Origin of the sequence: Pseudomonas coronafaciens pv. oryzae str. 1_6 (assembly GCF_000156995.2) — a bacterium.
Classification (GTDB): domain Bacteria; phylum Pseudomonadota; class Gammaproteobacteria; order Pseudomonadales; family Pseudomonadaceae; genus Aquipseudomonas; species Aquipseudomonas tremae.
In genome coordinates this window covers 2,417,570-2,432,154 of record NZ_CP046035.1, presented here as the reverse complement: position 1 = coordinate 2,432,154, position 14,585 = coordinate 2,417,570, and the positions used below count along the sequence as shown (strand labels likewise).

Here is a 14,585-nt window from a genome sequence, read left to right as displayed (position 1 = left end):
TTATTTGCACTCACAGACAATGCCGCCCGAACTGTCCAGCGTAGCGTGAACCGTGAGAAGCATAGCGTCGCTGTTGCTCGCAAGAAGCAAAGCGTCCGCGATGAGCGGGGTCAGTTGCGACGCCAGTACGTGGTCAATCAGCCTGGCACCGCTGTCGAGTTGCGCGCAGTTTTCAAGCAGATGAAAAACCAGTTCCTCGGAATAGCTGAACGTCAGTCCGCGTCCTTCAAGCTTCTCCACAAGATGATCCAGCTTTAATTCAATCAGCTCTTGAAGCACCAGGCCACTGATGGGATAGAAAGGAACCACGCGCATTCTGGCGAGCAATGCGGGTTTGAAGTGACCCACTAGCACCGGGTTTATCGCACGCACCAGCGTATCGCTTTCCGGCCTTCTGCCGTCTCGGCAGAGTGAATGTATAAGGTCGCCGCCAAGGTTGGAGGTCATCAGAATAAGCGTATTACGGAAGTCTATTTCTCGCCCCTCGCCATCGTTCGCTACGCCTTTATCGAAAATCTGATAGAACAGGTTCAATACATCGGGATCAGCTTTATCCACCTCATCAAGTAAAATTACCGAGTAAGGTTTCTGTCGCACGGCATCAGTCAGCATGCCCCCTTCCCCATAACCGACATAACCAGGTGGCGCTCCGATCAAGCGCGAGACCGTGTGCTTTTCCTGAAACTCGGACATGTTGATCGTGATAAGAAAACGGTCACCGCCGTACAGCAGGTCAGCAAGAGCGAGGGCTGTTTCGGTCTTGCCTACTCCGCTGGGGCCCGTCAACAGGAATACTCCCGACGGTGCATTGAGCGCACTCAATCCGGCGGCAGATACTCTTACGGATTGTTCAAGTACCTGAATCGCCGGCTCCTGCCCACGAATGCGCAGACGCAACGCAGAAGAGAGGCCGGTAATTTCCGAACTGTGCGCTTGCGCCAGCTGCGACAACGGAATGCCTGTCCAGGCATTGACCACTTCCGCTATCAGCCTCGGACACACTTCAAAACTGACAAGACGGTCATCAGCTTGAGTATCCATGAGCGTTTGCCGGGCCTGAACCAAATCGGATTCCTGTGCCTCTGTGGAACGACATTTACTGTTTGGGTTACCCGGGCCTTCGCGCTTTACTGCAGGGTGTGCCTGATGGCTGCGTAGATCGAGCAGCCGCCGAGCGGCGCTCTGTTGATCAGCCCACATGACTTCCAGTGCGGGCAACTCTTGCTGAATGCGTGAAAGATCCGATGCCAGTGTATTCAACACTTTTTCATCCACAAGAAGCCCCGCAGCTGCGTCACGCTGCACTGCGTCATAATGCCTCTGGTATTGAGTCCGATCTGCTCGCAGACGCTCGATGCGTTCGGGCACGGCAACCAGACTGACTCGCACGCGAGCACAGGCCGTATCGAGCAGATCGATTGCCTTGTCAGGCAGTTGTCGCCCCGAAATATAACGTGCCGATAGTCGAGCAGCGGCAACCACAGCGTCATCGCGCAGATAGACGCCATGGCTGCGCTCATATAGCGGGGCGAGCCCACGCAAAATGATGATGGCCTGCTCCAACGTTGGTTCCAGTACTCGCACAGGCTGAAAACGCCGCGCAAGCGCAGGGTCTTTCTCGAAGTATTGCCTGTACTCGGTCCAGGTAGTCGCTGCAATGGTGCGCAATTCGCCGCGAGCCAGTGCCGGTTTCAACAGATTGGCTGCGTCCGAACCTCCCGCCTGCGAACCGGCCCCGATCAGCGTATGAGCCTCGTCAATGAAAAGAATGACAGGTATCGGCGAAGACTTGACCTCATCGATGACTCCCTTCAAGCGACGTTCAAACTCACCCTTGATGCTGGCGCCTGCCTGAAGCAATCCCATATCCAGAGATAAAAGCTCGACGTTCTTCAAGAGATCAGGGACCTGTCCTGCGACGATTCTCAGCGCCAACCCTTCAACAATCGCAGTTTTGCCAACCCCGGCCTCGCCTACCACAATCGGGTTGTTCTTGCGCCGACGAGCCAGTATGTCGACCATCTGACGCAAACAGTCGTCACGGCACAGTACCGGATCCAGCTCACCCCTCCTGGCCTGTTGCGTCAGGTTATGAGTGAAGCGCTCAAGAAGCGACTCGCTTGGGCTCGCTGTAGTTCGGGATGTTCCGGATGCCTGCTCTGCAAGGGCGAAGTCACGAAATCGCTCGATGTTGATTTTTGCCAGCAGCGGCTGATAGGGGCGATCGGCATAACGCAAAGGGTTACGCAGCAAAGCGAGAATAAGTGCAGCCTGATCAATCTGGCTCTGCCCCAAATCCAGATTGGAAACCAACAAGGCGTCCTGAAGCCACAGAACAAGTTCGGCAGCAAATACCGGGTTGGAAGCCCCACAGTATTCAGCTGGCGGGAGCAAGAGGCTTGCGAAATCGGCAGCCGCTATACTGGCGTCATTCAAAGCACGTACTAGCATGCCGTCAGGACGCTCCACCAGGGCAATCAGTAGATCTTCGACAAGAATTCTGTTGCTGCCCCGGGAAACGCAACGCTCGGCTGTCCCCTCAAGCTCTATGCGAGTGGGCACGTCAAGAGCTTGAACGAGTTGCTGCAGGTCTGGGTTGATCATAGTTAGTCCTTAATGACTCGGTCTGTTGAGACGGACCAGACCCTGAGCACGCTCATGGCCTAACCAGGTGGTCCAGCCCAGACGACAGGTGCTCGTCTGGGCAATGCGAAGTTCCCTGATGTCTTCATTCAGAAGCTCAAGACAGATGTCGTAATCCAACGGATCGCGCAGGGTGAACCGCACCAAGGCGCCCAACGGCGCATAACCTGCGCCGATGGGTAGAAATTCGTGGAACCGCGCCCAATCCAGTTGTTTTATATGGATACGAAATTTGCCTCCCCGGTCAGGAACCCTGGTGCCCAACACTGCGTTTTTCCCTAGTTGGCTACTGCTCTTGCCAAGACGATTAGTCTGCGAATGATCGATGCACACCGATCGCTCCACACACTGTTCTATGAACAACTGAGCGTGCTTGAAGTAATAACGGAGTACTGACTCGATCAGGGCGGCGGAATGTGCACGCAGGCTAAGCAATCCCAAATAAGGTAATAAGCGCTTCCAGTTCAATTCCGTGGTGTTGCGTATGCACGTCCCGTGCAACCCGATTAACGCAAACAGCTGCTCGGAAAACCGGTCGTTTGCGCCTCGGGCGAACACCGCGTGATAGCGGTACTTACGCCAAACGGGCAACAGCAGTTTTTGCAGACGATGATTGAAGATACCCAGAAAATCCCGCGTGGTATTAGGTTTGTCCAACTCCCCCAACGCTTGTTCGGCGTAAAATGCAGGCAGGGGCGAATCGGAACCGATCAGGCTCATCACGTTGAGGTACAGACGAACATACAACGTTCCGTTCTCGTGAAAGAAATCCATGCTCTCAATATCACTGCGCGGAAATCCAAACTGTGGATGTGCCCGTAATTCAAGGTACTCATGCAGTTGCTCATCATCGGACTGCGGATGGAGTTCACGCAAGACGTTAAAGATAAGAGGGATCGCCTGGTAAACCGAATATTCCCGTATGCCCTGACTGAGCGCAGTCAAAGTAACGGTTGCTGTCCCATACGTGGTGTCCATTGATAACCACCTCCCTGAGCAGTTTTAACGTGCAGTTCGTGAAAAGAGTTCAAACTCGCGTACAGCGCGAAAAACTCGTTGAGGACTGAAGCAAACAAAAACAGACCGGCTTCATCGGCAAGACCTTCGGGTGCTATAAGCAGTTCGGTCTTCACCCCTCTTACCGGTCGGCCTTCATGCAGGCGATCAACGTGCTGGTGGTGGATAGACTTGAGCCCGTTCAACAGACGCTGACTGACCTTTTCGGCGTGCTTGTCGTAATAGCGCGGAAGATCGTAAGTTTCGAGTATCACCTTCAACGCGTCGATACTCGCCAAGGACAGGTAGTTCAGGGACATATTACTGATGACCCGCCATAGAAAATCCTGACCCACCGGCGGCGCGTAACTTTTAGTCGCAGTGGTGATATTACTGAATCTTAAAAAGTCCGGGGTATCGTCGCCTGACCTGCATATTCCGCCTGCGGGGATGCGCAGTGGAAGATCATCATTCGTGCACGTTAACTCAATGGAAATAGTTTCGTTTTTTCGATCAGTACGGACGTCGAAACTTAAATAGGTATCCAGCCCTCTCTGCAAGAGGGAATCTCGATGACGCACGCTGTACCACGGGGCGTTGCCATGGACATCGACAGCAGGATCATGCTCGAATGATGCGAAGGGAACGTAGTGCTGATACCCTTTGCCTCCCGGCTGCCAGCCCGTCACTGCATCAACCGAATAGACACCGCAGCGCTGAGGTCCCAAATGAGCGGGGACCAGCAAATACTCATCCTGCCGGGCATCAACGAGAATAGGCAGTGCGTCCTGCTTGAACAGGTTGACCACAGGTGTGCAATATAACTTTATGTGTTCAACGGTAGGACGAAGGTTTTGCATGTCCTCGCTGTGCATGTCAAAGACCAACTGAAAACCACGTGCCGTTATCAAATGTTCGTCGAGCACCGACGCAATGACCTCAAGACCTTCAATATCAGAAAAAAGAAATTTTTCTGGAAAGCAAAAGTATTCTTGCAAATAGCGGTACCCACGGAAGGTATTCAGTGGGTACGGTATCAAGGACTCGTCCTCTGCGAAGCCGACTGGTTTTACACGGTTTGCCGGAATGCTTAACTGAAGTGGTTTCCCATCACGATCTGTCAACGGATTTTCTTGCTCATCCAGCAATAATAATCTGATCCCTTTTAACTTCCGCATGAGGCCGAGGTAAAGCGCCTGGCTGATATGCCGATCACCTGCAAAGTGCAGCCGCAGCCTGCTCAACTTCAGCATGCCCAAGTGCCCTTCTCCGGTCATCGTCAGACTTAAAGTCAATGCTGCGGCCTCGCCATCAGCTGAGTAGGAAACACGTGACAGACTGAGAGGCAGAACCTCTGTCGAAAAGCAGGTACGAAATCGGCAGGCCAGACCCTCCACGGGTTCACTTTCAACAGGCGTATCACGCTCGACGGTGAAGCCAGGTCCTGAAGCGCTCAAGGGCTCGAATTGCAACATGCTCATTGCAGGTAAGGGCCGCATATAATTTGGCCACAGCAGTTGCATCAGCGAATGGGTCAATTCAGGTAAATCATCATCCAGTTTTTGACGCAAACGTCCTGTCAGGAAGGCGAATCCTTCAAGTAGACGCTCAACATCCGGATCGCTGCTGCCTTGCCCCAAAAAAGGCGCCAACGCCGGGTTGCGTTCGGAAAACTTGCGCCCTGATTGGCGAAGAGCCATTAGCTCGTCTTGATAATAGTGATTAAATGACAACGCTGGCCTACCCGACTGAACCATAAACATTAAAAAAATCATCACGCCTAACTGTGATGAGTGACAACCTCACCACAACCCGTCATGACGTTTCACACGACACTTACATTCCCATCACCACTGATCGTTGTAAAAAAACGAACAGGCTTTTTAATTCCATCCACTTCAACGCAAGCATTTACGAAGAACTGACGCCGGAGGACAGAGCCTTTGTTTTCTTCAGGCAGCACGTAAATATCAGATAAGCGAGGTTCATAAACCCGAATGACGTTTTCAATGGCCTCTCGAGACTGTCTTAATGAGTCATAAAGGCTCACACTCATATTATTAAGGTCGGGCAATCCATAATCAGGTAGCATTTTCACATTACCTGCACGGGTGCCCAGCAACTTTGATAAGTGCGAGGCAATGGATGCCATTAACCGTCCTTCGTCTCCACAATATGAATGCTGGTGCTGGACGTCCAAGGCAAGCCGTTCGAAAAGGCTTCCGTTTAGATTCATGGCCTGTCCTCTTGATTATTCCTTGTCCATTTTCCCAATCAGGGACAGCGTAAAATCAGCCCCCATGTATTTAAAGTGCGGACGGACATTCAAGCTGACACGGTACCAACCGGGATCGCCTTCCACATCGCTGACGATGATCTGAGCGTTGCGCAGGGGGCGTCTGCCACGCACTTCGGAGCTCGGATTTTCTTGGTCAGCAATGTACTGGCGTATCCACTTATTGAGTTGATTCTCAAGATCGACCCGTTCCTTCCAGGCCCCTATCTGTTCTCGCTGGAGCACCTTGAGGTAATGAGCAAGCCGATTGACGATCATCATGTAAGGCAGTTGGGTGCCCAGCTTGTAATTAAGCTCGGCCGTTTTGCCCTCTGGACTATTGCCAAAGAATTTAGGCTTTTGTACTGAACTCGCGGAAAAGAAGGCCGCATTGTCGCTTCCTTTGCGCATGGTCAATGCGATAAACCCTTCCTCTGCCAGCTCGTACTCACGACGGTCAGAGATCAGTACCTCAGTCGGAATCTTGGTCTCGATCTCTCCCATGCTATGGAAATGGTGCAACGGAAGATCTTCGACAGCGCCGCCACTCAGCGGACCAATAATGTTGGGACACCAACGAAATTTGGCGAAACTGTCTGTCAGTTTTGTCGCGAACGCAAAAGCAGTGTTTCCCCACAGGTAATGCTCGTGAGCATTCACAACGTTCTCTCTATAGGCGAACGTTTTAACGGGGTTTTCTTCTGGCTCGTACGGACTGCGCAAAAGGAAACGCGGTACTGTCAACGCGATATAACGGGCGTCCTCTTGTTGTCGAAAGCTTTGCCATTTTGCGAATTGCGGACCCTCGAAGTGGTCTTTCAGATCCTTCAGGTCAGGCAACCCGGTAAACTGCTCGATCCCGAAAAAATCCGGTCCTGCTGCCGCGATAAAAGGCGCATGCGCCATGCAGGCGACGCTTGACACGTATTGCATTGTCTTGACGTCTGGGGCACTGGGGGAGAAAAAATAATCGGCGATGATTGCGCCGACAGGATTACCACCAAACTGGCCGTACTCTGCAGTGTAAACGTGTTTGTAAAGCCCCGACTGAACGACTTCAGGTGAGTCCTCGAAGTCTTCCAGCAAGTCCTGCTTGGAAACACTCAGCAATTCGATTTTTATATTTTCACGAAAATCGGTTCGGTCGATCAGTAAATGCAATCCGCGCCAAGACGCCTCGAGCGAGCGAAAGTCTGCATGGTGGATGATTTCATCCATCTGACGACTTAGCTTGCTGTCGATTTCAGTAATCATTCGATCAACCAGCGCTTTTTTTACCGGTTCGATGCTGTTCGTAGGCTTCAGCAGTTCTGCGATAAACGCAGCAACACCGCGCTTGGCAATGTCATAAGCCTCATCACCTGGGCTCAACCTGGTTTCTGCAATAATCTGGTCAAGAATGCCAGTGTGAAATTCGCTCACCGGGTCCTTCTTTAAAACGTTTGTTGCCATCCGCTGGTCACTCCAAAGATAAAATTCAATGAACTACTGTGCTGCCGTATCCATGCCCAGCTCATTCATTACTTTATGGCGCGACTCTTCGTCAGCCAGAACGTTCTCGATTGCCTTACGAAAAGCAGGCGTATTCCCGAGTGGCCCTTTAAGTGCCATCAAGGCGTTGCGTAGTTCCATCAACTTTTTAAGCTCGGGAATTTGTTCCACCAGGCTGGCCGGATTAAAGTCTTTCATCGACCCGACCTTGATGCTGAAAGCCAGATCACCAGCATCATCTTTAGATTGCAGGCGATCAGGAACACTCAGTAAAATTTCAAGTTCTTGCTTGGCCATGACATCATCGAAGTTATTCTTGTCGATGCTGATAGCCTTACGCTCTTCGAGCTTCCGGCCATCGGCGCGCTGTGTGAAATCGCCCAGGACCAATAGTTTTAATGGGAGCTCTACTTCCTCCTGCGCTCCTCCGACAGCGGGCTTGAAGGTGACGTTAATCCTTTCTTTGGGTGCCACAGAACCTTCTTTGGCCATTGTATTTCTCCCGATCTATTTCAGAGGTACCGCGTTATGCTATTAACAGCTCAATATCGTAATGACACACCTATGATAAATCTCCTCTTGACGACTTACCGATTTATCACCTTGGGGAAGCCGTTCATAGCAGTCATGCAGCAAGCGCATTACATTCAGATAAACCTGTGGCTCCCACTCATGCAAGCCTGATGACTGGAGTTGCTGATCCAGAAATTCAAGTTGAATTTTGGACAGTAGATACTCTTTCGCCTGATAGCATATACGGGCAAGGCACAACCTCCAGAAGAATCGGTCTCGACCGCCTTTAGCGTTGTATAAATGCTGACTCAGCACCTGAACGGCAGACTTTAAACCGCCGAACTGCAGACCGGGTAAAAGTTCGTGATAAACAGCATCCCATTGAGAGAGTTCAACACTCCCCTGCCCACTAACACTGTCCTGAGTGGATACAACCGGAGGTGAAATGTAATCGATGACCCATTGAAGTGTATCGGCATTCGCAAAAGGCGTTGCGTCGTGGAAACGTAACGCCATGACTTCCGGGAATCTTTTTACAAGCAGCACACAATGCGCTTCTACCTCATGCATGGCTGCTTCTGCGCCCAAGGCCTTTAAACAGTTCCAGATCAGTCGCTGTCCGTCGAACCAAAAGGGTGAGGACATCAGACTGGCTTCAACATCTACGATCAGATCAGCGTAGAGCCCCTGCTCGAATCGCTCGTGGTAGTTCCTGAGTTTCTCTCCGGGCAGCCCACGTACCTGTGTTGTTTTTTCCGCATTGCACTCAGGCATGCTATCCACGGCAAGCCAGACCACCGCCCGACCAAGGCGAAACGCGCGCGGGTCGCTGGTTTTTTGCCTCAGCCACCACTGACAGAGATTACGCGCGGACTCAATCAGTAAGTGTGAAGAGCGTTGGGCATCTTTCTCATTATCAATTTGAGAATTGCTGGAAAACAGCTGGGTGGCTACCTGCTTGACTTGCTCGATAACGGTGACAGGTTCTTTCTCGGCCTGCATTGCACGCTCGATCATTCGCGCCAGCCTTCTGCGAAGCGGCAGCAGCATCGGAGCGTCGTTACCCAAACAGCAGCCAAATATCTCATCCAGCTTGTCCAGGTGACTGGTCAGCTGCTGAAATACGACAAGCTGGTTGCTGATAGGAACATCTTCTACCAGTACTTTTTCGAGCCTGAGCAAGAGCCATGCAAAAGCGGCAGCACGGGTTCGTAACTTCTGGGGATGTAACGCCAGCCAGTGATGCTCGCAGAGCCCATGTATTAACCCCAGGCCCGCAACTAGCCCGACAAAAGAGTCACATTCGTACAAAGACCATGCAAGCCAACAGGCAACGCGTAGATCTTTGGACTGACTGACAAGGATATGTTCACTGCCTGCCCTGACCTTCGACCAATCGATATTTACAGGTGCCAGGATCGATTGCGCGCCGCCCAGCTCCCGCTCTAATGATTCAAAAGTGGAAGAAAAACGAATGTCTTGGCCTGCGGGGTCTTGTCCTGGTATCGGTTGTCGGGCGGCTGCCTTGTAGTGACTGGAGAGCTTATCTATGGCAGCCATCAAAGTGCGCCTCCCGGCAATAGATTACTGTGAACATTAGTCCAAACAAGACGTGCAAAAGTTACGCAAACTTTATCCCTGACTTCCCACACGCACAAGACAAAGATGACACCCCTACACTCTTTCAGAAAATTCCTACACAAATAAAATAATATTTGTAGGATGCGCGGCATAGCGCAAAAAAAGCCGAGCATAGGCAACTGCACCATGCGCCATTTATTGCGCACTTTCTTTGACGATCACAGATTGTAGAAAGCAGAACGCCCATAAACGTGATTCAGACATCCTGCGCAAAAACAAGTAGATACCGAGCAAAAAACTGCGCGATTTTTATTACACGCTTATAAGAAATGCGTCCTAAATAAAGCAGCGATAGCTTCACCCCCCCGCATCTACGGCGCTTCCTATTACCTGGCACGCTATTTGTTAGCGCTACAGCTCACTGTGCATTGATACACCGCCGCACAGTGCATGTCGATCATCAGGAGAAGAATCATGCCTACACCCGCGTTCCTTACAGTTATTGGCAAAGTTCAAGGCCTTATCACAAAAAATGCATCCAGCGTTGAATCAGTCTCTGGAGCCTCCCGAACCGATCATATAGACGAATCCATGATTCAGGCCTTGAGCCATGAAATAATATCTCCTTACGATCGCCAGTCAGGCAGCAGCACAGGCCCGCGCATACATGGCCCTCTTTGCCTTACAAAATCTTTTGACAGTGCATCACCGCTGCTGCTACAGGCTTTGGTCAAAGGGGAAGAACTGGAGAAAGTTGAAATAAGATGGTACCGGATGTCGGGAAGCAAAGAGGAGCATTACTACACCACCACTCTTGAAGATGCCAAGATTGTGGCCATAAAAGACTACATGCCCAGCTGTCAGGATCCTGGCAATTCACATTTCACACACTTGCAAGAGGTGCACTTCAGTTATCGCGACATTACGTGGAATCACGTAGCGGCCAGCACGACCGGCTCTGATCAGTGGGATAAGTCCAAGATGGATTGACCTGAAACGTTGCCCCACCCATCTTCGGATCGATGGGGCTACCCATAAAAGGACAGACAGGGAACCCCATGAGCGATCACCCCCCATTCCGCCTTAGTCTCGCTGACAAAGAGCATCTCTTTAACGTCTTGTCATTCGCCGGTCATGAAGCCATCAACCAACCGTTCTGCTTCACGGTGGAACTCGTCAGCGAGCATACGTCGCTGGATCTGGAAAGCCTGTTGGGCCTTCCGGCTTTTCTGCAATTTGCTCCTGACGGTGGTGGCACCCATGGGCTGATTGACAGTATTGCCCAAGGCGATTCGGGTCCACGCCTGACCCATTACGCAATCACGCTGCGCCCACGCCTGGCCCGTCTTGGCCATCGCACCAATCAGCGTATTTTTCAGCACAGGACGGTGCCGCAAATTATCGCCACGGTGCTAGAAGAGCATCATCTGCTGGCCGACACCTACAGGTTCGACCTCGGCACGGCATGCCCTGAGCGCGAATACTGCGTGCAATACAACGAATCTGATCTGCACTTCATTCAGCGGCTGTGCGAAGAAGAAGGCTTGCACTACCACTTCGAGCACAGCTTTACGGCACACAATCTGGTATTCGGTGATGACCAGACCGTATTCCCTCGACTGGGGCCGGTGATCTACAAGCAGAACAGCGGGATGGCGGGTAAAGAGCCGGTAATCCGTAGCTTCACGCTACGCCTCGAAACCCGATCAAATCACACGACCCATCGCGATTACCATTTTGAGAAACCTTATCTGACCATGGAAGGATCAGCCATTGGCGGTGACAATCCAGACCTTGAACACTACGATTATCCCGGCGGCTTTACTCACCGCGATCGGGGTTCACACCTGGCGACAAGAGCGCTTGAACGGCACCGTCATGATTATCGACTCGGTGACGGACAAAGCGATCAGCCTCTGCTAGTCAGCGGTCATTTTCTACAATTGAGCGAACACCCCAATGAAGACTGGAACGATCTGTGGCTGCTGAACGAAGTACGTCATGAAGGTCGCCAGCTACAGGCGCTGGAGGAGTCCGCATCGCCCATCCAGGGCGATGGCGACTTTCACCAGAGATATCACAATACATTTGCGGCCACACCCTGGAAGGCGTGCTATCGCCCTCCGTTGCGTCATATAAAGCCAAGGATCTTTGGCAGCCAGACCGCCGTAGTCACTGGCCCGAAAGATCAGGAAATACACTGCGACCGGCATGGCCGGGTCAAGGTGCAGTTTCATTGGGATCGCGAAGGTCAGGCTAATGACCGCACTAGCTGCTGGTTGCGAGTGTCGTCCAGTTGGGCTGGCAATCGCTACGGTGGGATGGTCATCCCGCGAGTCGGCATGGAAGTGCTGGTGACCTTTCTCGAGGGTGATCCCGACCGCCCAATGATCAGCGGCTGCCTGTACCACGCCGAACACGTCCCGCCCTACGACTTGCCCGCGCATCAGACACGCAGTGTGTTCAAAACCTTGAGCAGCCCTGTCGGTAATGGTTCGAACGAGCTGCGCATCGAGGACCTGGCCGATCAGGAACAAATCTACATTCACGCCCAGCGGGACTGGGAACAGCACATCAAACACGATCAGAAAATCCACGTTGGCCATGAGCGTCACGATCATGTCGAAGCCAACAGTTACAGCGTGTTCAAGGCAGAGGAACACCGGAACGTTGAGGCTGATCGATTAACTGAAGTCAAAATGGACGATCACTTGACGGTGGGTGGTACGCGACATATCAGTGTGGCCAACGGGTTGCTGGCGGAGGCCGGACGAGAGGTGCACTTGAAGGCTGGACATAAACTGGTCATCGAAGCCGGATTGGAGATCACCATCAAGGTCGGTGGTTGTTTTATCAAGCTGGATGCTGGTGGTGTGACGATGGCCGGGCCGGAGGTCAAGCTCAACTCGGGAGGCAGCCCTGGCGCCGGCTTCGGCGCCACACCGTTACGGCCTGGTTTGTCAAACCGCGTTGACACGGTCAAAACCGGAGAGATATTGCCCTCGGCACAAGCCCAGACAATGAAGCGCAGGCCATTTTGTGAGCAATGTGAACGAGCAACGGAGAGCGCAACGCCATGAATCAGGCCAACTACCTGTTGATTGATGGCGTATTGCGGCCTGATGCAATCAAGCGGGTGTATCAATATGCCGAGCCAGTGGAAGTCATGCCACTGTACCTGGGAACGCGCTGGTCAAAGCTCATGAATCAAGGGCCTGTGCTGGTAAAGGCGCAACACGCATCTTCACTGATTCGCGAATGGGTTGAGCCATCCGGGTTACCAGCCGATAGCAGCTTGTTTTGCAGCAACGCTTGCCTGAAAACCGTAGCCACGCATCTGCGCCATTTTTTGTGCCCGCTTGACCATCTTGGCAACTCAAGCCTGCTGCGCTTTGCAGATCCGCTAGTGATGTATTACTGGCTGTCCAGCTATAGCCGCGAGCATCTTAGCCATGTATTGGGACCTATTGATCAGCTTTGGGTGCAGGTTCCCAGGCATGGTTGGCAGCTGCCCCCTTCTCCAATCCCTGCAAAATTTGTTAACGAGTATCCCGGACAGCCGTGGCAGCAAGACTTTGCGTTGCTGGGCGAGCCGCAGCTGCAGGCACTGAAGGAATCCTATCGGTGGCTGTTTGAAGAACGTATTCATGCCTGGCTACAAGAACAGGATCCGCAAGCGTTCGCGAACCAGACCGAAGATCAGATAACCACCTGGCTAACTCAAACCGTGGAAAGTGGCCTCGAGTGGGGGTTGGTCAGCGAGTACGCACTGGCGACCTGGGCGGACCTGTGTCGCGAATGGGGACTGGATTTTGTGAGTCGGCCGCACCCCACCTATCAGTTATGGCAGACCCAGAACCCGAAAATTCAGCACTTGCCTCCGGAACTGCGCATCGACTCGCTTGATGAATACCGCCAGAAACTTGATACAAGCAAGAGCACGTTGCATGACCGATAAAAACGGCACACGCCAGCAACGACGTGCGGCCTGTTTCGCCAGGACACCGGCTACGGCCACCAGCCTGTGCCCGTTCCGCGGGCCCAACGTCGCCATCGTGCCAGTGCGTTATGCGCTGGATCGCTCGCGGTATGACGTCGCGCCCGGTCAACTGAAGCCGCTGCCGAAAGACGGCAAGTGGGCCCGCCAGCCGCCGTTGAAAACGCGCAGCCATACCCTGCGCCAACTGTACGACGGCTATGTCTACGTGTTCGACGAAACCGCCGACACGCTGCACGAATACGCGGCTTCAGCCCTGAGCGGTCAACTGAGCCGTATTGTCTGGGCCGAGGCACAGATCGGCAATGACCAGCGAAACGGCGCCAGCGACGGTAAACCCTTCCTCTTCTACCCGCGCCGCAACATGCTGCACATTGCTTTCTCCCCCATCCAGTGGACATGGCGTCTCTGCGAACACATGCGCTCCAATGCCCCAAGCCGCGCCTTGTGGATGAAAGCGCTTGACCTGGCCCGCTACTGCACCAGCATGGCCGAGCCCGATACCTTGCCGCTGGACCGCATCGCAGAGGCCGTGGCGGATATCGACCTGGGCCACGTGATTGACGATGGACGTTTTGCAGATACGTCGGTCCCCACTGCCCGCCCATTGTCAGAAGACCAAGACGCACAACCGTCATGGGCCCCATTGGGGGCTGACGTCTTCTGGCAAGGCAGCGTTGACGATCAGGACAGCGCCTTGGTCATCGCCCTTGATGACCCTCTGGCCGTTTTCAACGATCTGGGCATGCAGCTGGCGGCTGATCAGGCGGCGCTTCGGGATTGGCAAAGCGAACACGAACACAAGATCCAGATCGCCCAGACCGTCGCCACCCTGTGCGGCGCAGAGAGTGAAACGGATAAACTGCCTGCCTCGGTGCGCGACAATACTCTACGAACGCATCAGTACCTGAGCGAGCTAGAAGCCTACTTTGAACAGTGCATCCTTGAAGAGGCACAGATCAGCAGTAGCAACGTTCCAGGAGATTTTCTGCTGCTGCCGGACATGTTCAAGAGCCTGGACATGCGCAAGTCAATTCAGACCCGTTCCGGCAGCGCTTTGCCGGTGCGGCAACATACATCATTGCGTTA

The 14,585-nt window shown here is 53.0% G+C and carries 9 protein-coding genes and 2 pseudogenes; 4 read left to right on the top strand and 7 right to left on the bottom strand.

Going from position 1 to position 14,585, the window contains the following annotated elements:
• The 7 genes and pseudogenes from tssH to tssA form a co-directional block, all read right to left on the bottom strand.
• The gene (gene tssH / locus POR16_RS11055) at positions 1 to 2,604 is read right to left on the bottom strand and encodes a type VI secretion system ATPase TssH (protein ID WP_005893171.1); all 2,604 of its coding nucleotides are present in this window, start codon (positions 2,602 to 2,604) and stop codon (positions 1 to 3) included.
• Positions 2,605 to 2,613: 9 nt separating this feature from the next.
• Entirely contained in the window at positions 2,614 to 3,621 is a 1,008-nt protein-coding gene (gene tssG, locus POR16_RS11050) for a type VI secretion system baseplate subunit TssG (RefSeq protein WP_005893173.1), read from the bottom strand.
• Entirely contained in the window at positions 3,585 to 5,372 is a 1,788-nt protein-coding gene (tssF, locus tag POR16_RS11045; protein ID WP_024691456.1) for a type VI secretion system baseplate subunit TssF, read from the bottom strand. The genes tssG and tssF overlap by 37 nt, the downstream gene beginning before the upstream one ends.
• Before the next feature lie 92 nt (positions 5,373 to 5,464).
• Positions 5,465 to 5,875: a type VI secretion system baseplate subunit TssE gene (gene tssE / locus POR16_RS11040; RefSeq protein WP_005893178.1), complete on the bottom strand. Its 411-nt coding sequence runs from the start codon at positions 5,873 to 5,875 to the stop codon at positions 5,465 to 5,467.
• Between the two features lie 15 nt (positions 5,876 to 5,890).
• On the bottom strand, positions 5,891 to 7,366 hold the full coding sequence (gene tssC, locus POR16_RS11035) for a type VI secretion system contractile sheath large subunit (protein ID WP_024671205.1): 1,476 nt from the start codon (positions 7,364 to 7,366) through the stop codon (positions 5,891 to 5,893).
• Between the two features lie 33 nt (positions 7,367 to 7,399).
• Positions 7,400 to 7,897: a type VI secretion system contractile sheath small subunit gene (tssB, locus tag POR16_RS11030; RefSeq protein ID WP_005893181.1), complete on the bottom strand. Its 498-nt coding sequence runs from the start codon at positions 7,895 to 7,897 to the stop codon at positions 7,400 to 7,402.
• A 34-nt stretch (positions 7,898 to 7,931) separates the two neighbouring features.
• Positions 7,932 to 9,478: pseudogene (tssA, locus tag POR16_RS11025) on the bottom strand (type VI secretion system protein TssA).
• A 495-nt stretch (positions 9,479 to 9,973) separates the two neighbouring features.
• Here tssA and POR16_RS11020 point away from each other — a divergent pair.
• The 4 genes and pseudogenes from POR16_RS11020 to POR16_RS11005 all read left to right on the top strand — a co-directional run.
• Complete coding sequence (locus tag POR16_RS11020; RefSeq protein ID WP_005893187.1) at positions 9,974 to 10,489, top strand: Hcp family type VI secretion system effector; 516 nt, start codon at positions 9,974 to 9,976, stop codon at positions 10,487 to 10,489.
• Positions 10,490 to 10,557: 68 nt separating this feature from the next.
• Positions 10,558 to 12,579 (top strand): type VI secretion system Vgr family protein, encoded by a 2,022-nt coding sequence (locus POR16_RS11015; RefSeq protein WP_122379393.1) that lies wholly within the window; start codon positions 10,558 to 10,560, stop codon positions 12,577 to 12,579.
• Positions 12,576 to 13,457 (top strand): DUF4123 domain-containing protein, encoded by an 882-nt coding sequence (locus POR16_RS11010; RefSeq protein ID WP_053481329.1) that lies wholly within the window; start codon positions 12,576 to 12,578, stop codon positions 13,455 to 13,457. Before POR16_RS11015 ends, POR16_RS11010 begins: the two co-directional genes overlap by 4 nt.
• A pseudogene (locus POR16_RS11005) lies at positions 13,447 to 14,553 on the top strand (toxin VasX); the annotation flags it as partial. The gene POR16_RS11010 and the pseudogene POR16_RS11005, both read left to right, overlap by 11 nt.
• Between the last annotated feature and the right edge of the window lie 32 nt (positions 14,554 to 14,585).